Source organism: Anoxybacillus dikiliensis (assembly GCF_050613275.1).
In the GTDB taxonomy this organism is placed as follows: Bacteria; Bacillota; Bacilli; order Bacillales; family Anoxybacillaceae; genus Anoxybacillus.
Genome location: NZ_CP187112.1, coordinates 1333119 through 1354548, shown reverse-complemented (window position 1 = coordinate 1354548; position 21430 = coordinate 1333119). Strand labels below are relative to the sequence as shown.

The 21430-nt window shown below is 41.0% G+C and carries 20 protein-coding genes, 1 tRNA gene and 1 pseudogene; 19 read left to right on the top strand and 3 right to left on the bottom strand.

Annotated features, from left to right (window positions below; translation table 11 throughout):
* The first annotated feature begins 80 nt into the window (after positions 1-80).
* The 11 genes from ACPF7I_RS07195 to ACPF7I_RS07145 all read left to right on the top strand — a co-directional run bounded on the left by ACPF7I_RS07195 (position 81) and on the right by ACPF7I_RS07145 (position 10394).
* Positions 81-2546: a DUF3656 domain-containing U32 family peptidase gene (locus ACPF7I_RS07195; protein WP_430744103.1), complete on the top strand. Its 2466-nt coding sequence runs from the start codon at positions 81-83 to the stop codon at positions 2544-2546.
* An 82-nt stretch (positions 2547-2628) separates the two neighbouring features.
* Complete coding sequence (locus ACPF7I_RS07190; protein ID WP_430744104.1) at positions 2629-3189, top strand: thioredoxin family protein; 561 nt, start codon at positions 2629-2631, stop codon at positions 3187-3189.
* A 189-nt stretch (positions 3190-3378) separates the two neighbouring features.
* Complete coding sequence (locus tag ACPF7I_RS07185; protein WP_003398700.1) at positions 3379-3579, top strand: cold-shock protein; 201 nt, start codon at positions 3379-3381, stop codon at positions 3577-3579.
* A gap of 272 nt (positions 3580-3851) precedes the next feature.
* The gene (gene glnA / locus ACPF7I_RS07180) at positions 3852-5213 is read left to right on the top strand and encodes a type I glutamate--ammonia ligase (protein ID WP_430744105.1); all 1362 of its coding nucleotides are present in this window, start codon (positions 3852-3854) and stop codon (positions 5211-5213) included.
* Between the two features lie 98 nt (positions 5214-5311).
* On the top strand, positions 5312-6103 hold the full coding sequence (locus ACPF7I_RS07175) for an SGNH/GDSL hydrolase family protein (protein ID WP_430744106.1): 792 nt from the start codon (positions 5312-5314) through the stop codon (positions 6101-6103).
* On the top strand, positions 6103-7014 hold the full coding sequence (locus ACPF7I_RS07170) for an ABC transporter ATP-binding protein (protein WP_430744107.1): 912 nt from the start codon (positions 6103-6105) through the stop codon (positions 7012-7014). Before ACPF7I_RS07175 ends, ACPF7I_RS07170 begins: the two co-directional genes overlap by 1 nt.
* Positions 7007-7987 carry an ABC transporter permease subunit gene (locus ACPF7I_RS07165; protein WP_430744108.1) on the top strand — a complete coding sequence of 327 codons (981 nt, stop codon included), beginning with the start codon at positions 7007-7009 and terminating at the stop codon, positions 7985-7987. Before ACPF7I_RS07170 ends, ACPF7I_RS07165 begins: the two co-directional genes overlap by 8 nt.
* Positions 7987-8625, top strand: a complete 639-nt coding sequence (locus ACPF7I_RS07160) for an NUDIX hydrolase (RefSeq protein ID WP_430744109.1) — start codon at positions 7987-7989, stop codon at positions 8623-8625. Before ACPF7I_RS07165 ends, ACPF7I_RS07160 begins: the two co-directional genes overlap by 1 nt.
* Entirely contained in the window at positions 8622-9581 is a 960-nt protein-coding gene (locus tag ACPF7I_RS07155) for an MBL fold metallo-hydrolase (protein ID WP_430744110.1), read from the top strand. The genes ACPF7I_RS07160 and ACPF7I_RS07155 overlap by 4 nt, the downstream gene beginning before the upstream one ends.
* A 51-nt stretch (positions 9582-9632) precedes the next feature.
* Positions 9633-9725, top strand: a tRNA-Ser gene (locus ACPF7I_RS07150).
* A 72-nt stretch (positions 9726-9797) separates the two neighbouring features.
* Positions 9798-10394 carry a viroplasmin family protein gene (locus ACPF7I_RS07145; protein WP_430744111.1) on the top strand — a complete coding sequence of 199 codons (597 nt, stop codon included), beginning with the start codon at positions 9798-9800 and terminating at the stop codon, positions 10392-10394.
* Positions 10395-10406: 12 nt separating this feature from the next.
* On the opposite strand, the gene ACPF7I_RS07140 is transcribed toward ACPF7I_RS07145, so the two are convergent.
* Together ACPF7I_RS07140 and ACPF7I_RS07135 are read right to left on the bottom strand one after the other, a co-directional pair.
* On the bottom strand, positions 10407-11327 hold the full coding sequence (locus ACPF7I_RS07140) for a CobW family GTP-binding protein (RefSeq protein ID WP_430744112.1): 921 nt from the start codon (positions 11325-11327) through the stop codon (positions 10407-10409).
* 91 nt (positions 11328-11418) lie between these two features.
* Positions 11419-12537 carry a diglucosyl diacylglycerol synthase gene (locus ACPF7I_RS07135; protein ID WP_430744113.1) on the bottom strand — a complete coding sequence of 373 codons (1119 nt, stop codon included), beginning with the start codon at positions 12535-12537 and terminating at the stop codon, positions 11419-11421.
* A 230-nt stretch (positions 12538-12767) separates the two neighbouring features.
* On the opposite strand from ACPF7I_RS07135, the gene ACPF7I_RS07130 reads away from it, so the two are divergent.
* From ACPF7I_RS07130 to merA, 8 genes and pseudogenes are all read left to right on the top strand, one after another.
* Complete coding sequence (locus ACPF7I_RS07130) at positions 12768-13100, top strand: ArsR/SmtB family transcription factor (protein ID WP_430744114.1); 333 nt, start codon at positions 12768-12770, stop codon at positions 13098-13100.
* Between the two features lie 18 nt (positions 13101-13118).
* Complete coding sequence (locus tag ACPF7I_RS07125) at positions 13119-14417, top strand: arsenic transporter (RefSeq protein ID WP_430744115.1); 1299 nt, start codon at positions 13119-13121, stop codon at positions 14415-14417.
* A 15-nt stretch (positions 14418-14432) separates the two neighbouring features.
* A complete protein-coding gene (arsC, locus tag ACPF7I_RS07120; RefSeq protein WP_430744116.1) occupies positions 14433-14849 on the top strand; it encodes an arsenate reductase (thioredoxin) in 417 nt (138 codons plus the stop codon).
* Between the two features lie 188 nt (positions 14850-15037).
* Entirely contained in the window at positions 15038-15970 is a 933-nt protein-coding gene (locus ACPF7I_RS07115) for a DMT family transporter (protein ID WP_430744117.1), read from the top strand.
* A complete protein-coding gene (locus tag ACPF7I_RS07110) occupies positions 15967-16881 on the top strand; it encodes a DMT family transporter (protein ID WP_430744118.1) in 915 nt (304 codons plus the stop codon). Before ACPF7I_RS07115 ends, ACPF7I_RS07110 begins: the two co-directional genes overlap by 4 nt.
* A 30-nt stretch (positions 16882-16911) precedes the next feature.
* Positions 16912-17118 (top strand): annotated as a pseudogene (locus tag ACPF7I_RS07105) (short-chain dehydrogenase/reductase); the annotation flags it as partial.
* Positions 17119-17216: 98 nt separating this feature from the next.
* The gene (gene merR, locus ACPF7I_RS07100) at positions 17217-17624 is read left to right on the top strand and encodes an Hg(II)-responsive transcriptional regulator (protein ID WP_430744119.1); all 408 of its coding nucleotides are present in this window, start codon (positions 17217-17219) and stop codon (positions 17622-17624) included.
* Entirely contained in the window at positions 17621-19237 is a 1617-nt protein-coding gene (gene merA, locus ACPF7I_RS07095; protein ID WP_430744120.1) for a mercury(II) reductase, read from the top strand. The genes merR and merA overlap by 4 nt, the downstream gene beginning before the upstream one ends.
* 23 nt (positions 19238-19260) lie before the next feature.
* On the opposite strand, the gene ACPF7I_RS07090 is transcribed toward merA, so the two are convergent.
* Complete coding sequence (locus ACPF7I_RS07090; RefSeq protein WP_430745945.1) at positions 19261-21345, bottom strand: DNA topoisomerase III; 2085 nt, start codon at positions 21343-21345, stop codon at positions 19261-19263.
* Positions 21346-21430: the final 85 nt, after the last annotated feature.

Below are 21430 nucleotides of genomic sequence, written 5' to 3'. Positions count from 1 at the left end.
TTTTTTCGTTGTTGGCAAAAGCCACGTATATTCGGTAATATATTGTTGTTTATGATAAAAAATAGAGAGGTTGACTAGCTGTGAGAAAAATTGAACTGTTAGCGCCAGCAGGAGATTGGAATTGTCTTCGTGCTGCTGTTGCCAATGGAGCAGACGCAGTTTATTTTGGTGTGGATAAATATAATGCACGTGTACGGGCGAAAAACTTTCGTATGGAAGAATTAAAAGATGTGATGGCTTATTTGCATAAATACAATGTTCGCGGATATGTTACTTTTAATATTTTAGTGTTTGAAAGTGAGCTAGAAGAAGCAAAACAGCTCGTTGAAGCATGTATAGATGCAGGAGTAGATGCACTGATCGTCCAAGATTTAGGACTTGTTAAACTCATCCGCGATTTGTCGCCTGATTTTCCGATTCACGGATCGACACAAATGACCATTACATCTCCAGAAGCGGTTGAATTTCTAAAGCCTTACCACTTAGAAGTCGTTGTCCTTGGTCGCGAAAATAATTTAACACACATTCAAAAAATTGCTGAGAAAACGAACGTTCCTTTAGAAGTATTTGTTCACGGAGCACTTTGTGTATCGTATTCTGGGCAATGTTTAACGTCAGAAATGTGGGGTGGGCGTTCAGCCAATCGTGGAGAATGCGCCCAAGCTTGTCGTCTTCCATACGATTTAATCGTTGATGGCGAGCAAAAAGAAATGGGAAACGTCGCTTATTTACTTTCACCAAAAGATTTAGCTGCTCTTGATCTCGTTCCGGAACTTATCGAAGCAGGGGTAAGCACGTTTAAAATTGAAGGGCGATTAAAGTCCCCAGAATATGTGGCGAATGTCGTGAGCAAATACCGAAAAGCTATCGATGAATATTTGGCAGGACGCCATTATACTCCTTCAACGGAGGAAATACGTGAACTACAACAAAGCTTTAGCCGAGGATTTACACATGGCTTTTTAAAAGGAACGAACAACAAACAGCTTGTTGATGGAACGTTTCCAAAAAGTCGTGGTGTATTTCTTGGAACGGTCAAAAAAGTATTAAAAGACGGGGTTTTATGTGAACTGCAAGCTCCGTTAAAACGTGGGGATGGCATCGTATTTGATGCAGGACGTCCAGAAGAAAAAGAAGAAGGCGGCCGTGTATACGATTTACGAAAACACGGAAAAAAAGTCGAAGGGGAAGTGGAAAAAGGTGTTGTTGAAATTGTCCCTGGTCGACATGACGTCAATTTAACGCGCGTGCGTGTAGGAGATCGCATTTGGAAAACGAGCGACCAAGAGCTTGATCGTCGTTTGCGTAAAACATTTGAAACCGAGCGACCATATCAGTTGTTTCCGCTAATGGTGCATGTGTACGGTGAAGCAGGAAAACCGCTCATTTCAACGTGGCGTGACGAAACGACAGGGAATGAAGTCGTCGTTCAATCCGAACAAATGTTAAATGTTGCGCAAAAACGGCCATTAACGTTAGATTTTATAAAAGAACAGTTCGGCAGATTAGGTGGAACTATTTTTGAACTAAAAGACGTGAATATGCATATGAATGGTGATGTCATTCTTCCGGTTAAAGAACTAAACCAAATGAGAAGAAAAGCGGTTGAACAACTCATTAAGAAACGTCAACAACCACGGTTATATATAAAACAAACGGTGGATTTGACTTCCCCTTATCAACAAAAGCAACGAACTACAAGCCCTGCCTTAATGGCCCTTTGCCGTACAATGGAGCAAGTAGAAGTTGCATGTCATACAGACGTAGACATGGTATATGCGGATTTTGAGTTTACAACCGACTATCCGAAAGCCGTCCAGATTGCAAGGGCTGCAAATAAACCAATTGCCTTAGCTACTCCTCGTATTCATATGCCTGGGGAAAATGGAATTTTGAGAGGGATTTTAAAGGCTGAACCGGACGCTATTTTAGTTCGTAGTTTAGGTGCAGTACAGTATTATACAAGTCAATCGGTACAACAACAGCTGATTGGAGATTTTTCGCTTAACATTTCAAACCATCTGGCTGCACAGTTGTTTTTATCTCGAGGGCTCGATCGGATCACCCCTTCATATGATTTAAATATTCAACAAATGATTGATTTACTTGAAGCGGCACCAACAGAACATATCGAAATTGTTATTCACCAACATTTACCGATGTTTCATACTGAACATTGTGTATACTGTACATTTTTAAGTGAAGGAACCGATTTTACGAACTGTGGACGACCATGCGAAAAGCATCGTGTATCGCTGCGTGACCGCATTGGCATGCTTCACCCTGTTCGTGTGGATATCGGCTGCCGAAATACAGTGTACAATGCAATCGAACAATCTGGGGCAGAATATATTCCACACTTTTTATCCCTTGGCGTTCGCTCGTATCGTGTCGAGTTTTTGGAAGAGTCAGCGCAAAAAGTGGAAGAAGTCATCACATTATATCAGGAAGCGCTCGAAGGCAAACGGAGCGGCACAAGCGTATGGCGCACGTTAAAAGCCATTAATCAACTCGGTGTTACACGAGGACAGTTAATAAAAAAATAAGCGGGCTCAAGCTCGCTTATTTTTTGTTACTTGTACATTTTGCTATAATAGTAAGTGAACGAAAAAAGAAAGGGTGATTTGTATGCCAGCTGTTGAATCAAATATGTTTCCATTAGGAGAGAAAGCACCATCATTTGAGCTTGTTAACGTGATGAACGGACAAATCGTTCGATTAGAGGACGTCAAATCCGATATTGCAACAGTCATCATGTTTATTTGCAATCATTGTCCATTTGTTAAACATGTTCAAGAGGAACTCGTCCGCCTCGCCAACGATTATCAACCAAAAGGGATTTCATTTATTGCCATTAATTCAAATGATGTAGAAAAATATCCAGACGATTCCCCAGAAAAAATGAAAGAAGTAGCTGAACAACTTAGATATCCGTTTCCGTATTTATTTGATGAAACACAAGAAGTAGCAAAAGCATATCAAGCTGCATGCACACCGGACTTTTACATATTCGATGGTGCGTTACAATGTGTTTACCGTGGTCAACTCGATGATTCACGACCAAGTAACGGAATCCCAGTGACTGGATCTTCTATTCGTGCGGCTTTAGATGCATTGTTATCAGGGAAACCTGTTCCGAAAGAACAGAAGCCAAGCATTGGTTGCAGCATCAAGTGGAAAGAAAAATAAAAAAACATTTGACATTCTCGTTTCGATCCTATACACTAAAGAAGTACCATTTCGTTCGTTATATCAATGATCGTTATAAGCTGCACCTTTGTCAGGTTCATCTTATAAGGACTTGACGAAAGTGCAGCTTTTGTTTTATGAGTAATGAAACGGTGGTCAATTTTTAAAATTGTTTTGGAGGAATTTCACATGAACACAGGTAAAGTAAAATGGTTTAACGCAGAAAAAGGTTTTGGATTCATTGAGACGGACGGAGGTACAGACGTATTCGTTCACTTCACAGCGATCCAAGGTACTGGATTCAAGACGTTGGAAGAAGGCGAAAAAGTAACATTTGACATCGTGAATGGCAACCGTGGGCCGCAAGCGGCAAACGTCCAAAAAGCATAAATCGTCAAACGTACGGGATCTCGCTTTTCGTGAGATCCCGTTTTTATATGCAACGAAACAAATTCTCACTGGCGCAGCTTCGGAGCTGCAAGGACGGAAGAGAGGTAGGGTTTCCGTCGTTTTTGTTTGTTCAACACGCTCATATCAAGAGTGTGTTTTTTTTTTAATAAAAATACAGAAAATTTGATAAAAAACTATTGCAAAATGAGGAATGATTCCATATAATAAACTCATGTTATAAAACTATACATAAGAATGTGAGGTAATGTAACATGAGTGAATTACTTGTATCTGAACAAACAAACACTTCCATCATTGAACAAATTAAAGAATTGATAAAGCAAAAACATGTTGAACTATTACATTTGCAGTTTGTTGATATTGAAGGTGTTTTAAAGCATGTCACGGTGACAGCCGAACAATTAGATGATGTAGTAGAAGGAAAAATGATGTTTGATGGATCCTCTATCAAAGGTTTTTCACCAATCAATCGCTCAGACTTATATTTACTTCCTGATTTACAAACGTTTGCGGTACTACCGTGGACAGTAGAAGATGGATACGCAGAAGCACGTTTTCTTTGCTCCGTGATGAATCCAGACGGAACGTTATTCGATGGCGATCCACGTAACGTATTGAAAAAAACAGTTGAACGAGCGAAGCAAAAAGGATATACGATCTCCGTTGGTCCTGAACTAGAGTTTTTCCTATTTAAAACCGACGAAAATGGAAATCCAACAACAACACCACAAGATAACGGTGGATATTTTGAGCCGTCACCAAAAGACCTCGGTGAACGGGTTCGCTTAGACATTTATCGCGCATTAAAAGCGATGGGATTTACGATTGAGGCTTCGCATCATGAAGTCGCTGAAGGTCAACATGAAATTAACTTTAAATATGCAGATGCACTTAGTGCAGCCGACAACGCAACAACATATAAATGGGTTGTAAAAACGATTGCTAAAAAATATGGATTGCATGCAACGTTTATGCCAAAGCCGATTTTCGGTATTAACGGTTCAGGCATGCACGTAAATATTTCTTTATTTAAAGATGGGGAGAATGCTTTCTTTGATCCGACTGACGACAATCAGTTATCTGAAACAGCATATCAGTTTATTGCGGGTTTATTACGTCATGTAAAAAGTTTCGCTGCCATTACCAATCCACTTGTAAACTCATACAAACGTCTTGTGCCAGGATACGAGGCTCCATGCTATATTGCTTGGTCGGCGTCAAATCGCTCAGCATTAATTCGAATCCCGGCTAAACGTGGATTAGCAACACGCGTTGAGCTTCGTTGTCCAGATCCATCTGCCAATCCGTATTTAGCGTTTGCAGTTATTGCTGAGGCAGGGCTTGATGGAGTAGAAAAAGAGCTCACTTGCCCACCACCAATTGACGAAGATATTTTCCATATGACTGTTGAGCGCCGAAAAGAGCTTGGTATCAAAAACCTTCCAGGTAGTTTAGGGAAAGCGATTGAAGAGTTAGAGAGTGGAGACATCGGACGTCACACATTAGGCGATCATGTATTTAACGAATATATCGCAATGAAAAAGAACGAATGGGACAGCTATCGAACAGCTGTTCATACTTGGGAAATTGAACATTATCAAGCAAAATTTTAAAAGCGAGCAAAATGGCTCGCTTTTTTGCATGTTTTCATTATGTGTTTAAACAACAAATGGTATATGATGATAGGTAGAAAAAAGGAAAGGGTGATATCGTGGCTAAACGAATCATTTCAATCGTCGTCGCCATTTGCGTTGCCACAACGATGTTATGGATTTTCGGTTTAATCGTTACTATTCAAGACCAGTTTTTTTATGAAGCTTCATCAACAAAACAAATCGAGGCGACAAATTCAAACTCAAAACAAAAAGATGCGCTTTCGATTGTCGCTCTCGGCGATTCGTTAACGCGTGGAACTGGAGATGAAACAGGAAAAGGATATGTCGGTCATGTGATGGATGAACTTAAAAAACGAACAGACAAACAAATTCAATTTACTAATTTAGCAATTAAAGGACAACGGTCTGCACAATTGATTGTCCAACTCAAACAAAAAGAAGTTCAGCGTCAATTAAAAGAAGCAGACATCATCTTGATGACGATTGGAGGAAATGATTTATTTCGCGGTGGTGAAGCATTGCGCGATTTATCGACAACACAAATAGAAAAAGAAAAGAAAAAATTTATTGAACAGCTACATACGATTTTTCAACTTATACGTAAAGTAAACAACGATGCACCTGTATTTTATATCGCCTTATATAATCCATTTAACGATTTAGACAACGGAAAAGAAACGTCGGCGATTGTACGGAATTGGAACTATGCCGCATCCGAAGTGGCCGCCCAATATAAGTCCATCATTTGTGTTCCAACGTACGATTTGTTTGAACTGCAAGTAAACGACTATTTATATACAGATCAATTCCATCCGAATAAAGAGGGATATAAACGAATCGGTGAACGTGTTGCCTCACTCATCACGTTAACGAAAGGGGAAAAATAATGGAAGAAACGTTAGTTGTACAACATGTACGAAAAACAATCGGGAAAAAAGAAATTATTAAAGGGCTCTCGTTTTCGCTAAAAAAAGGAGAAGTGTTCGGCTTCTTAGGTCCGAATGGCGCAGGAAAAACAACGACGATTCGCATGCTCGTCGGATTAATTCGACCGACATCTGGAAAGATTTCAATTTGCGGATATGATTTACAAAAACAATTTACAAAAGCGATCCAACATATAGGATGTATTGTTGAAAACCCTGAACTTTACCCATATTTAAGCGGCTGGGAAAATCTTGAGCATTTTGCACGGATGGTTCCAGGAATTACAGTTGATCGCATTGAGGAAGTGGTTGAACTCGTCGGTCTACAAAATCGGATCCATGATCTTGTCCGCACGTATTCGCTTGGCATGCGTCAACGCCTCGGAATTGCGCAAGCGTTACTCGGAAAACCGATGGTGCTTATTTTAGACGAACCTACAAACGGCTTAGATCCTGTCGGCATTCGTGAAATGAGACAGTTTATTCGATCGCTTGCTGAAAAAGAACAGTTAAGTGTGCTCGTCTCATCGCATTTATTAAGTGAAATACAACTTATGTGCGATCGTGTGGCGATTATGTCGAAAGGGCAGATTATTCGCATTGATACGGTCGAACATTTGCTACAAGAACAAGCTCGGACATATTGGAGCGTTGATCCAATAGATAAGGCAAAACAAATACTACAAAATGAAACGACTGTGCTTGGTGAAAAAGACGGATCACTCGTGACGATCTATGAATCAAATGAAACGATTGCGCGTTGCAATGCTCGTCTAATTGAAGCAGGGGTGTATGTCAGTGGAATTGAACGCAAACTTCCAACACTCGAAGATTTATTTATTGAATTAACAGGAGGGGAAACGATTGATTAATCTCGTATACAATGAAATGTTAAAAATCATTCGCAAAAAACGACTGTTTATTATCGCAGCAATTGTTGCTGTTCTCGTCAGCCTATTTACATATGCACAATTTAAACAAATTGAAACAATTCGAGAACGGATCGGAACGACAGATTGGCGCACACAGCTACAACAACAAATTATCGACACACAAAACCGCTTAAACTCAACAGGCATTTCTGAAGAGTGGAAAAAGTTCCTTAAAATTCGTTTACAACAACAACAATATTATTTAGACAATGACATTAATCCGATGGCACCTGGTGCACCGACGTTTATGCGCATGTTCATCGAAAATTCGATTGAACTGTTTTTGCCGCTTCTTATTATGGTCATTGCCGCTGACCTTGTCTCGTCAGAAGCAAGTGGGGGAACAATTAAACTATTGTTGACACGTCCTGTGAAACGATGGAAAATTTTAATGAGCAAATATATCGCGATGGTTTTATCTACATCGTTTATCGTATTTTCTGTCGCTCTATTGTCATACGCCATTTCTGGGATCGTATTTGGATATGGCGGATGGAATTTGCCCCTTTTAACAGGATTTTCGATTCAAGGTGAAGAATTAAATACAGCGAGTGTTCACCTTATTCCTCAATGGAAATACTTGCTTATTGAATTTGGACTTGCTTTTTTTGTTTCGCTCGTTGTTGGTACGCTTACGTTTATGCTTTCCGTGTTGCTGCGTAGCACAGCAGCAGTAATGGGAATCATGCTCGCCGCTCTTATTTCTGGAGCGATTTTATCAAGCATGGTGTCGTCATGGGAATCCGCAAAATATTTGTTTATGGTCAATTTGCGACTCACAAGCTACGTTAGTGGCATGGCACCGCCTATTGATGGAATGACACTTTCATTTTCGATGACTGTACTAGCCATTTGGGCGCTCGTAGCGCTTATCATTTCTTTTTATGTATTTACGAAAAGGGATGTTTACTGATGAAAAAAAGGTTGTATACCGCGATGGAGAAGTTGCAACAGCGAACGCCAACGATCATGGACTTTGACAAATTTGCTAAATATGCCGTACTTCTCCCGCTCGTTCGTCAAAATGACGACGTATTTGTTTTATTTGAAGTACGCTCATTACATTTGCGTCGTCAACCGGGGGAAATTTGTTTTCCGGGTGGCAAGATAGACGAATGCGATCAAAATGCGAGCGATGCCGCTGTTCGTGAAACGTGTGAAGAGTTAGGCATTCAAAAAGAAAGCATTACACACATTGTTCCGCTTGATTACATGTTGTCGCCGTTCGGTATGGTCATTTATCCGTTTGCTGCGTTTGTAGATATGACGTGCATGAAAATAAATGAAAAAGAAGTGGCAGAAGTATTTACCGTTCCGCTATCCTTCTTTGTTGAAACAAAGCCAGACATATATCACGTTCAGCTTGAACCGAAACCCGAAGAGCATTTCCCGTTCGAACATATCCCAGGGGGAAGGCAATATAATTGGCGGCCGCGACAAATTGAAGAACATTTTTATTATTACAAGGATAAAGTTATTTGGGGACTGACAGCAAAAATTGTTCATCATTTCACCCGACTCATTCAAACAAAGGAAGGAGAATACGCATGACAAAACCGGTTGATTTAGGGTTTGGTATTTCGCTTATTGATTTATATGACTTACAAACTGCTCAACGAACAGGAGCATATGTATTTCAAGAGGAAGAAGTGACAATTATTGAAACGAGCGCAAGCCCCTCGATCCCACATTTAATTAAAGGGTTAGAAGCATTGTCCATTAACTTACACGATGTGAAAAATATTATCGTCACTCATATTCATTTAGATCACGCGGGCGGGGCAGGTGTGTTATTGCAGCATTGTCCAAATGCTCGCGTATTTGTCCATCCAAAAGGTATGCGCCATTTAGCTGATCCTTCTCGTCTTATTCAAGGAGCAAAAGCGGTTTATGGTGAAAAATTTGACGCATTGTTTGACCCAATCGTTCCAATTCCTGAAGACCGATTAATTGCAAAGGAAGATGGAGAGACGCTACAAATTGGAAAAGATCGCACGCTAACGTTTATGCATACACCAGGACATGCGAATCACCATTTTTCCATTTATGATCCAAAAAGCAACGGTATTTTTACAGGTGATACAGCTGGCGTTTTTTATCCACAACTTCTTTCATACTACGTAGAGCTATACTTGCCATCTACATCACCAAATCAATTTGATCCCGAGGCGATGCTTGCATCCATTGAAAGATTTAAGGCATTACGTCCAGGGCATATATATTTCGGTCATTTTGGCATGTCACAGCAAGTGGAAACGGTTTGGGAACAGTTGCACTACTGGCTGCCTATTTTTGTTCAAGTAGGCAATGAAGTCGTGAGTGAACAAGCCAATCAATCGTTTACAGAAAAAACCGAGGCCGTTTTCAATCGTTTATTTGAGATCGTTCGTACCTTTTTGCGTAAACAACAAGTACCAGATGATGCTGATGTATATCAACTACTTCAGCTCGATTTACAAGTGTGTGCAATGGGTCTTGTTGATTACGTTGAGAAACAAAAAAGGTAATTGACGAAATATAACGTTTTCGCTATAATTTCTTTGGCACCCCCACTGTACGGAGGAGTACCCAAGTCCGGCTGAAGGGGTCGGTCTCGAAAACCGATAGGGGTGTCAAAGCCCGCGGGGGTTCGAATCCCCCCTCCTCCGCCATATTCCCTCTTTTATTCCTCCTTTGTGATCTTCAACTTTGTCTCTTTATTTCAATTGCGAGGATGTGACAATTTGAAAAAATATTATGTCGTTTGGGAAGGGGCGAAAACAGGCATTTTTTCTTCTTGGGACGAGTGTAAACCGTACGTTATTGGCTTTCCGGGGGCAAAATATCGCTCATTTCCATCGAAAGAAGAAGCAGAACAAGCATTTTCGTCTGGTCCATTTGTAAACCGAACGAAAAAAAATAAAGTGCATGCGACGAACTATGTAGAGGAAAGTATTTGTGTAGATGCAGCATGTAGCGGAAACCCAGGATGGATGGAGTATCGAGGAGTACATACGAAAACAGGGAAAGAGCTGTTCCATGTTGGACCGATGGTAGGAACAAATAACATTGGTGAGTTTTTAGCCATTGTCCACGCATTAGCATGGTTACAAAAACAAAACAAAAGTTTGCCGATTTATTCAGACTCCGCTACGGCTATAAAATGGGTGAAAGAAAAAAAAGCGAATACGACGCTTGCCCGTACTGCTGAAACAGAACGTGTCTGGCAACTTGTTGAGCGTGCTGAAGCGTGGTTGCGCACACACCATTATACAAACGAAATTATAAAGTGGGAAACGGAACAATGGGGAGAAATTAAAGCAGACTTTGGACGAAAGTGAAAGGAGAGGGGATCAACCTTCTCCTTTTTGCATGTCATCGAGTTGTTGTTTTAGCTTTTGTTTATCAAGCTGTTCACCGATAATGACAAAATGTAGTGGAACGTTCATCTCTTCTTTCATATATAGTGGTGTCCCATAAGCGTACTGAAAAGAGTAAACCCCGCTTGTATGAGTAAAACGTAAAAATCCTTTCATGCGGTAAATTGTATCAGAAAGTTGTCGTACCCATTGTTCGAACACGTCTAAGTCAATTGGGCTTGTAAATGTATGTACGTACGTTTGGATGCGCAATCGCTCAATGTTCAGCCGCTCATGTTCGTTTCGCATACGATGTGACAGAAGATGAATATCATCGATGCGGACGTTAGAGTATGTCGTGAAAATGATGCGCGCATCACTGTTGATTGCTTGTAATTCAAACGATAATTTTGCCTGCTCATCTACACATAATTCGTCTGTCTTATTGACGATTAATACATCTGCGTGACGAACTTGTTCTTTTAATAACATTTGCAGTGGAACAGAAAGTTGTCGACGATCTGACCAACGCGTGGCGTCAATCGTTGTAATGATACCTCTCATCTGAACGCGATTAGCAAATAATGGAGACATGCACGCATCGAGCACTTCAACCGGGTGTGCTACCCCTGTTGTTTCAATATAAATCACATCTAATGCATGTTGCTGGAGAAGGGAATAAAGCTCTACTTCAAATTGATCTTGAATCGTACAACATACACATCCGCTTAATAATTCGCTTAACACAGCGTCTTCTGAAACAGCATGCGAATCAATGGATACTTGACCGATTTCATTCATTACCACCGCTACTTTTCGTCCTCGTTCTTTTTCACTTTGCAAGAGACGCTTTAATAATGTCGTTTTCCCGCTTCCGAGAAATCCAGATAAAATGTATACGTCTGTATGTTTCATAAAACGCTCCTTTCTACATGTTCCCTTTTGATCATAGTCAAAAACGCAGCAAACTTCAAGGAAAAAAGACGTTTCCTCGTCATAGAAACGTCTACAATTGCTTCTCTCTCGTCACTTCTAGCATATGACGCACAACATTTGATGCTGCGTGAGGTTGATACAAAGACCGCATAGCATATTTCATATCTAATCTCGCTTCTTCATTTCGCAATAGCCGATGAACGTGCATATGCCATTGATCGATATGCTCTGCAATAATCGCACCGCCTTTTTCCGAAAAATATAATGCGTTCTCCCTTTCCTGTCCCGGTGTCGGTTTATATAAGATGAGAGGAACTCCTAATGCAGTGGCTTCTGTTAATGTAATTCCACCAGGTTTTGTTATCGCAATCGTTGCAATCCGTAGTAATTCATCGATCCGTTCGACATAACCGAATATTCGGAAACGATCCGGAAATTGTGTTGCTAACGTTTGCAGCTTCACTTGAAGTGTCTTGTTATTTCCGCATACAACGAGTATCTGAACGTTTTCATGAATTAACGTCTGGCACATAGTCTGTATATCTTTCAGTACACCATGTGCACCTGCAATCATTAAGACGACTGGTCTGTCAGGACATATATTATATTTTTTATAAATAGATGAATGTGGAACAACTTGTTCAAAAACTGGACGAATAGGAATTCCCGTAACGTGCACATGCGCTTCTGGAACACCTGTGCGTAACATTTGCTTCTTTAAGTCATTTGTAGCGACATAGTATTGATTGACATGTGGATGAATCCATATTTTATGTAGGCAGTAATCTGTCAGCACACTAAACGTCGGAATGAAGATATTATTTCTAGATAAAAACTGTGAAACCCAAAACATTGGGAATGTATGAATAATCATATCTGGTTTTTCAAGGGCTAATAGCTTGATGAGTCCCTTTCTGCCAATGTAATAAGACCAGTTCATAAATTGTTTATCATATATTTTTTCGATACCGTAGTAAAACAAATGATAAATTGGTCTACCGATGCTGTAGCTCTTTAAATACATATATTCTGTCATATGGTTCATTCGAGGATAAGACTCAGCAAGCAAGTTCGATACTACGACGCGCTCAATCCCTTGGCGTAAACATTCTTGTTCAAGCGTTTTTGCAACTTGCATATGTCCGTTTCCGAAGCTCGCAGTTAAAATTAAGACTTTTTTTTCACGCATGTCTTTCGCTCCCTTTCCATGCGAATGTATTTGTAATCTAACAGATGAATGTTAGGGAAATATAAAAATAGGGAAGGGAAAATGTAAATGTTTCATTAATAATTTTTTCCAAAATATCCTTTTGTGTAATCACATAATCATAAAGAGGGGATATTATCTTTACAAAATCTTTACTTGTTTTATATAAGTATATGATTATATAATGATTATCGAATGAAGGAGGGAGGCATATGTGTCAGATCGAAGAGATAGCTAACATTTTAAAACTACTAGGCGATAAAACGAGGCTGAAAATGATGGCCATATTAAATGAAGCAGATTGTTGCGTATGTGAGCTCGTAGACATTTTACAAATGAGCCAACCAGCGATCAGCCAACATTTGCGAAAATTAAAAGATAGCGATTTAGTGAAGGAAACAAAAAAAGCGCAATGGGTGTTTTATTCACTAAACAAACAACATAAATCTTATCCGCTAGTTCAAAGCATTCTCGTTCACTTACCGAACCAGAAAGAAGAAATTCGTAAGCTTGAAGCAAATGGAATGCGCATTCGTTGCGAATAAGATGGGAGGAGTGATTTTTTGTTTTCTGTTATTGTTGCATCATTGATTTTTCTCGTGACACTTTTGTTTGTCATCTGGCAACCACGTAATTTATCCATCGGTTGGTCGGCTTGTGGCGGTGCGATATTAGCGTTGCTCGCTGGGGTTGTCGATTTTCAAGACGTGATTGACGTGACAAATATTGTATGGAACGCCACACTTGCCTTTATTGCGATTATTATTATTTCATTAATTTTAGATGAAATCGGGTTTTTTGAGTGGGCAGCGTTACATATGGCGCGTGCTGCTAATGGGAATGGCGTGCGCATGTTTGTATTCGTTTCCTTGCTCGGTGCACTCGTGGCGGCGTTTTTCGCAAACGACGGTGCCGCACTCATCTTAACACCGATCGTATTAGCCATGGTACGTGCATTACAATTTGATGAACGAAACGTATTGCCATTCATCTTAGCGAGTGGTTTCATCGCAGATACGACATCGTTGCCGCTTGTTGTGAGCAATCTTGTCAACATTGTATCGGCGGACTTCTTCCGCATTAGTTTTGGTGAGTACGCATCACGTATGATCGTTCCAAACTTTTTCTCGCTCGCAGCGAGCATTGGGGTGCTTTACTTATATTTCCGAAAGGACATTCCAAAACGCTACGATTTATCACATATCAAACAACCATCCGAAGCGATTAAGGACGTGCGCATGTTTCGATTGTCGTGGATCGTTCTTGCGGTTTTATTAATCGGCTATTTTGTCGGCGAATTCGCAAACATTCCTGTTTCATTTATTGCCGGGGTTGTCGCCTTATTATTTTTATGGATGGGGAGACGCAGTCCCGCTGTGCATGTAAAACAAATATTAAAAGGGGCGCCTTGGGCTGTCGTTTTTTTCTCGATCGGGATGTATGTTGTTGTATACGGATTACGTAACGTCGGATTGACGAACATTCTAGCTGATATGATCGAAGCGGCCGCGAATCAAGGACTGTTTATCGCAACGATGGCCATGGGCTTTATCGCAGCCATTTTATCATCTGTGATGAACAACATGCCAACCGTCATGATTGATGCGCTAGCCATTGCCGATACAAATACGACAGGAATCATTCGGGAAGCACTCATTTATGCGAATGTAATTGGCTCTGATTTAGGGCCGAAAATTACACCGATCGGTTCACTTGCTACACTTCTTTGGTTGCATGTACTTTCAACAAAAGGAGTAAAAATCACGTGGGGCACTTATTTTAAAAATGGTTTAATTTTAACCATCCCAACATTATTTATTACCCTCGTTGGGTTATATATATGGTTACTTATTATTCATTAAAAGGAGTCGATTGAGATGAAAAAAGTAATTTATTTCTTATGTACAGGGAACTCTTGCCGCAGCCAAATGGCAGAAGGATGGGCAAAAAAATATCTCGGTGATAAATGGGAAGTGTATAGTGCTGGCATTGAGGCGCATGGTTTAAATCCGAACGCAGTTAAAGCGATGAAAGAAGTAGGGATCGATATTTCAAACCAAACATCAGACGTTATCAATGAAGATATTTTAAATAGAGCGGATTTAGTCGTTACATTATGTGGACATGCGGCTGATCATTGTCCAGTCACACCACCGCATGTAAAACGTGTTCATTGGGGATTTGACGATCCAGCTAAAGCAGAAGGGACAGAAGAAGAAAAATGGGCTGTTTTCCAACGCGTCCGCGATGAAATTGGTGCACGAATTAAACGATTTGCCGAAACAGGAGAGTAAGAAACAAAGGCGGGGAGAAGATGTTCTCCTCGCTTTTTTTCTTAATATAACGAAAACATATTGTTTTCAGATAAAAAAGAACATACAATGAATAAAGGATGACCATAACAATGAGGAGGAACACAGCCTCCTCATTGTTATTTTCCTTTTTAGCCGAGTTTTTTTATGAACAAAGGGGAGGATGTTTAGTGCCAGTAAAAAATATAAAAACGTATATTCTTTTATTTTTAACTGCTACGATTTGGGGTGGGGCCTTTGTTGCTGGAAAAATCGCAACGACGACTTTACATCCTGTGTCGGTTGCTTTTTTTCGCTTTTTCGGTGCTAGTTTGATTTTGTTTCCATTATTGTACTTGAAAGAGCCGAATAGACCAACTCCGACGAGAAAAGATTGGGTCGTGTTAGCGCTCCTCGGTTTAACGGGTGTGTTTTTATACAACATTTTCTTTTTTATAGCTACAAAATACGCACCAATTGTCAAAAGCTCATTAGTTATTGCGGTCAATGCCCCGTTGATTACATTGTTGTCTGCACTATTTTTGAAGGAAAAATTGAACGGAAGAAGTATATTTGGTATGTTGCTCGCTGTATTTGGAGCTATATATATTATTACAAACGGCCATCCGTCCATACTTATCGAAATCGGTGTTGCTCCAATCGATCTCGTGCTAGCAGGGGCATGTCTCAGCTGGAGTACATATTCGGTTATTGGAAAAGTGGCAATGAAAACATATAGTCCGCTCGCAGCAACAACGTACGCAACAGGTTTTGGAACGTTATTTTTGGCACCGTTTGCGCTATACTATACTTCCTTTACATCTATCAAAATGAGTGGATGGGATGTGTGGTTAAGTGTACTGTACGTTGCCGTTGTCGTTTCGGCTATCAGCTTCGTTTGGTGGTATAATGGTATTCAAAAAGTCGGAGCTTCAACCGCTTCCGTTTTCATTAATGTTATGCCTATTTCTGCTACGGTAATGGGAACGGTTTTTTTTAATGAGCATTTGACAACGACTCATATCGTTGGAGCGGCATTTGTATTTAGCGGTATTTTGTTTAACATTTACAGTAAACGAGAAAAAGTAATGTTCCCTCTCGTGAAGAAAGGGGCGAATATATGATTTGGGGTGCAAGGAAAATGTGGAAAGGATATGGGCTTGTACTGTTGTCGGCAACGGGATTTGCGTTTATTCCCATCTTTGCATTATATGCATATGACAGCGGCGTCACTGTGACAACCTTGTTGTTTTTACGCTTTGCATTGGCTGCGCTTTTCTTTTTTCTGTACTTATGGTTAAAAAGAAAAAACAGGAAGGTTTCGCGATCACATTTATTGTATTTATTTTTACTAGGTGGCATTTTCTATATGATGCAATCTTCTTTTTATTTTCAGGCAGTAAAATATATTCCATCTTCACTCGCTGCTTTATTGCTGTATTTAAATCCTATATTTGTGGCTATTTTTTCGTTCTTTATTAATAAAGAAAAGCTAACAAAGCATATCATCATAGCCATTCTCATTTCTTTTTTAGGTATGTTGCTTGTATTAGGGGCACCAGAAGGAAAAATTCAGCCGCTCGGTATTGCGTTAGCCGTTGGAGCAGCGATTGTTTACTCAATGTACATTCTCGTTGGAAATAAAGTGACCGCACACGTTCCACCCATTACAGCGAGCGCCTACATTGCACTTTTTGCCGCTTTGTCTTTTTTTATTTTTGGAATCGGTTCGGGAACATTACATTTTCAATTTGACGCAAAAGGATGGCTTCCGATTATCGGAACATCGTTCGTCTCAAGCGTTTTGGCGATGTTGACGTTTTTTGCGGGAATGAATATCATCGGTCCGACAAAAGCGGCGATTTTAAGTATGGTAGAACCGATCGTGACATTCCTTCTATCGATGGTATTTTTACATGAAAGCATATCGTCTATCCAAATGATTGGGGGACTAATTGTGTTGAGTGGAGCTATGCTTGTTGTTACAACAAAAGAACTTAAACCAAAGAAAAAATCGACCTCCATCAGTGCGTGATGGGGGTCGATTTTGCAAAATGGCAGGAATACCATTGTGCAATACGTGAATCGAGTAGCCAAAACAGCACCACCTCCTAATGAAGTCATTAGGCAAATCATTAAAGTCGTCCAATCGCCGACTCCTCGTTTGCGTTACCCTATAGGGAGAGGAGTCATATTGACGTTAAGTCTGAAAAACTGGTTGCCATGGAAGTGGTGGGAATGGATTATCATGAAGTCGCTTAAACAGAAATAAGTACCACATATGCAGCTACAGAAAACATACACTTTTTACTAGCTTGACTATGTACCTTAGTACAAGGTTTATACTTGAATTGGAGGTGAGGTGGTTCGATGTATCGGATTAGTGAGCTAGCAAAACGATGTGGCGTAAATAAGGAAACGATCCGCTATTATGAAAAGCGGCAACTACTCCCACTACCTACACGAACAGAGGCGGGGTATCGTTTGTATTCCGATGCAGATGCAAAGCGTATCCAATTTATTAAACGTCTGCAACAACTCGGGTTTTCGTTAACAGAAATTCATCAGCTACTTGGCATTGTCGATCAAGATAAAAAAAGATGCGCGAATATATATGAGTTTGTATCGAGAAAAGTGAGGGAGTTGCAAAGACAAATCGAAGACTTACAGCGAGTAGTACAGGTACTACAAGATTTGCAAAACCGGTGTCCAGATGAAAAAGCGTTATACGAGTGCCCGATGATTGAAACGTTAATTGAGGAGGAACGTCCAACGTGAAAAGATATATAATGCGCATTGAGGGAATGACTTGTCCGAGCTGTGAAAAACATATTGCTTCGATTCTTAAACAACTCGATGCCAAACATATTGACGTTCGTTTTCACCGTGGAGAAGCGATGTTTGAACTTCCTCATGCCAACGTCGAAATAGCAAAACAAGCCATAACGACGGCTGGTTATGAGCTGACAGAAGTAGTGGAAATCGGAGCAACCGAAGAAACATATGATTATATCATCATCGGCTCTGGTGCTGCCGCTTTTGCGTCGGCAATCGAGGCGGGAAAATATGGGGCAAAAGTTGCCATGATTGAACGAGGAACGATAGGGGGGACATGCGTCAATATCGGCTGTATACCATCAAAGACGTTGCTCCGGGCAGGAGAAATAAACTACTTAGCAAAAAATCATCCGTTTCTTGGGCTGCATACATCTGCAGGAACGGTCGATTTATCTGCGCTAATCGAGCAAAAAAATGAATTAGTACAAAACGTACGCCAAGCGAAATATATCAATCTCATCGACGAATATGGATTTACGCTCATTCAAGGACAAGCTGTATTCTTAGACGAAACGACAATAGAAGTTAATGAAAAAAAATTATCAGCGAACCGCTTCCTGATTGCCACAGGCGCTTCTCCGGCAATTCCTAATATTCCTGGGCTCGCAGATGTTGATTACGTCACGAGTACGACGATACTCGAACGAAAAGAAGTACCGAAACGATTAGCGGTCATCGGTTCTGGTTATATTGGCATGGAACTAGGGCAACTGTTTCATCATCTCGGTTCTGACGTCACATTGATGCAACGAAGCCCTCGGCTATTAAAAACATACGACCAAGAAATTTCAGAAGCGATAACAAAAGCACTCATCACTCAAGGCGTTCGTCTTCTCACGGGAGTAACCTTTGAACGAATTGAACAAGACGGAAACGTGAAAAAAATATATATCGAAATCGATGGAAAAAAACAGGTGATCGAAGCGGACGAATTGCTGATTGCCACTGGGAGAACACCGAATACGGCAGCATTAGGGTTAGAAACGGCTGGTGTGAAAACGGGTTCGCGTGGCGAAATTGTTGTCAATGACTATTTACAAACGACAAATCCTTGCATTTATGCGGCAGGCGATGTCACACTTGGTCCACAATTTGTCTATGTCGCCGCATACGAAGGAACGATTGCCGCAGCGAATGCCGTTGGCGAACAACATAAAAAAATTCAGCTTGAAACAATTCCAGCGGTTACGTTTAGTTCCCCCGCAGTCGCAACGGTTGGACTAACAGAACAACAAGCAAAAGAAAAAGGATACGAAGTAAAAACATCTGTTTTGCCGTTAGAAGCTGTCCCAAGGGCCATTGTCAATCACGAAACGATCGGTGTCTTTAAACTAGTCGCAGATGCAAAAACAGGGAAATTGCTAGGAGTCCACATTGTAGCAGAACATGCGGGAGAAGTCATTTATGCAGGGACACTCGCCATCAAATTTGGCTTAACGATAAACGACCTCCGCGAAACGCTCGCTCCGTATTTAACGATGGCAGAAGGACTAAAGCTCGCAGCATTAACGTTTGACCAAGATGTCGGAAAGTTATCTTGTTGTGCAGGATGAGCCACTTCCATATAGAAGCGGCTCTAGTTTTCTTTCTTATCTAACGCTTGTTTTAACAAATCGCCTAAGTTTGTACCAAACGAATCGTTTTCAGCGCTATATTTTTTCAATAACGCTCGTTCTTTTTGTCCAAGTTTTTCTTTTTTCTTCTCTTCCGCTTTTTCAATGACATTGCAAGGGCGACATTGGAAGTAGACACCTGCTTTTCCTTCATGAATTTCCATCCTTTTTTTGCACTGTGGGCAGCGCCGGTTCGACAGCTTGGGATCTTTCCGTTTCCGGAATCGGCATGTCATATTCGAGCATACAAGCATGCGTCCCCCTTTTGTCGACCGTTCTTTTAAAAACGATCCGCACTCTGGACACATCGATCCTGTTAAGTTATGGGCACGATATGTTCGTTCGCTTTGTTTTATTTCCGCGACTAACCGCTCCGTTTGCTTGCGGATGTTTCGGAGGAAAGCTTTCGGATCCCCGTTTCCGCGAGCAATTGCTTCTAATTCTTTCTCCCAACGTGCCGTCAATTGCGGCGATTTTAACTCCTCATTGACAAGTTCAATCAATTGCTTCCCTTTTGGTGTCGGATAAAACCGTCCGTTTTTTCGTTCGACTGTTTCCGTTTCAACGAGACGTTCAATAATTTCTGCGCGTGTCGCTGGCGTACCTAGCCCGTATTTTTCCATTTGAGACAAAAGGTCGGCTTCAGAATAGCGAAGAGGGGGCTCTGTTAGTGCTTCTTTTTTCTCTAGTACGGCAGAAACCATTTGTCCCTTCATAAAAGTAGGGAAGGTTCCTTTCTCTTCTTGCTTTTCTAGAATGCGCCGAAACCCTGCGTTCACTACTCGCGCTTCACGAGCGACGAACGTTTCACCGTCGATTTCAAAAACAACATGAACCGTTTCATATTCGCAAGCCGGATAGAAAAGTGCTAAGAAGCGACGAGCGATCAAGTCATATAGTTTTCGTTCATCAGCAGAGAGCTTGCTGATGTCAAGCCGTTCTTCTGTCGGAATAATCGCATGATGATCTGTTACTTTTTCGTTATTAAAAACTCGTCGAGCCATCACTTTTCCCTTATTCTTTAACAACGGGATAACTTCGTCTACATATTCAGCTTTCATCGCCTCTAGCCGATCAACCATCGTACTTTCCATATCGGTCGTTAAGTAGCGCGAATCGGTGCGCGGATACGTGACAAGCTTATGGTTTTCATATAACCGTTGTAATACGCTTAACGTTTTTTTCGCGGAAAATCCAAACCGTTTGTTTGCTTCCCGTTGTAACTCGGTTAAGTCGTAAGGAAGCGGCTGCGTTTCTTTTTTTGTTTTTCTTTCGACGGAAATAACCGTCGCTTGCTTGTTTTTTAGTTTTTCATCTAGCTGTTCTGCTAGTTCTTTTGAAAAAATCCGCTTTTCCCCGTTACGCTCCCAAAAAGCAACAACAGACCCGACGTTGGCATGAATCGTCCAATATGGTGCGGGGTGAAACGACTGAATTTCTTTTTCCCGCTCGATGATCATTGCAAGTGTCGGTGTTTGGACTCGGCCTGCGGAAAGAGGCTCGTTATATTTGGTCGTTAACGCTCTCGTCACGTTTAACCCAATCAACCAATCTGCTTCTGCGCGGCAAACAGCCGATTCGTATAAACGCTCAAACTGTTTTCCGGGTTTTAAATGTTGAAACCCGTCGCGAATGGCTTGATCGGTTTGTGACGAGATCCAAAGACGGAGGAGCGGTTTTTTCCAACGAATTTTTTGCAAAATCCACCGTGCGACAAGTTCACCTTCTCGTCCAGCGTCGGTGGCGATGATGCAGTTTTTCATATCCGAACGTTTTGCTAATGTTTCGATTGCTCGAAACTGATGGCTCGTTTGGCGAATGACGTTCAGTCCCATGTTTTCCGGGATAATTGGCAAATCTTCCAGCCGCCACGTTTTATAGGCGGGATTATAATGTTCCGGCATTTTCAATTCAATTAAATGTCCGAGCGCCCATGTGACGACATATTTCGGCCCCTCAAAATAATGTTTATGTTGTTCCCGACAGCCAAGTACGCGAGCAATTTCCCGCGCCACGCTCGGCTTTTCGGCAAGAACAAGTGATTTCATCATATTTTCCTCCTGATCACAAGACTACTTGTTCAGTATAGCGGAAGAAGGGGAAGTTTGCATACTTGACACTTCAAAAAAAGAA

What these genes read in the sequence shown, in the direction of transcription:
- ACPF7I_RS07170 (WP_430744107.1), top strand. Translation starts at nt 6,103, where the DNA reads ATGGAAGAAACGTTAGTTGTACAACATGTACGAAAAACAATCGGGAAA.
- ACPF7I_RS07110 (WP_430744118.1), top strand. Translation starts at nt 15,967, where the DNA reads ATGATTTGGGGTGCAAGGAAAATGTGGAAAGGATATGGGCTTGTACTG.
- ACPF7I_RS07135 (WP_430744113.1), bottom strand. Translation starts at nt 12,537, where the DNA reads ATGCGTGAAAAAAAAGTCTTAATTTTAACTGCGAGCTTCGGAAACGGA.
- glnA (WP_430744105.1), top strand. Translation starts at nt 3,852, where the DNA reads ATGAGTGAATTACTTGTATCTGAACAAACAAACACTTCCATCATTGAA.
- ACPF7I_RS07160 (WP_430744109.1), top strand. Translation starts at nt 7,987, where the DNA reads ATGAAAAAAAGGTTGTATACCGCGATGGAGAAGTTGCAACAGCGAACG.
- ACPF7I_RS07190 (WP_430744104.1), top strand. Translation starts at nt 2,629, where the DNA reads ATGCCAGCTGTTGAATCAAATATGTTTCCATTAGGAGAGAAAGCACCA.
- ACPF7I_RS07140 (WP_430744112.1), bottom strand. Translation starts at nt 11,327, where the DNA reads ATGAAACATACAGACGTATACATTTTATCTGGATTTCTCGGAAGCGGG.
- ACPF7I_RS07130 (WP_430744114.1), top strand. Translation starts at nt 12,768, where the DNA reads ATGTGTCAGATCGAAGAGATAGCTAACATTTTAAAACTACTAGGCGAT.
- ACPF7I_RS07155 (WP_430744110.1), top strand. Translation starts at nt 8,622, where the DNA reads ATGACAAAACCGGTTGATTTAGGGTTTGGTATTTCGCTTATTGATTTA.
- merR (WP_430744119.1), top strand. Translation starts at nt 17,217, where the DNA reads ATGTATCGGATTAGTGAGCTAGCAAAACGATGTGGCGTAAATAAGGAA.
- ACPF7I_RS07090 (WP_430745945.1), bottom strand. Translation starts at nt 21,345, where the DNA reads ATGAAATCACTTGTTCTTGCCGAAAAGCCGAGCGTGGCGCGGGAAATT.
- ACPF7I_RS07185 (WP_003398700.1), top strand. Translation starts at nt 3,379, where the DNA reads ATGAACACAGGTAAAGTAAAATGGTTTAACGCAGAAAAAGGTTTTGGA.
- arsC (WP_430744116.1), top strand. Translation starts at nt 14,433, where the DNA reads ATGAAAAAAGTAATTTATTTCTTATGTACAGGGAACTCTTGCCGCAGC.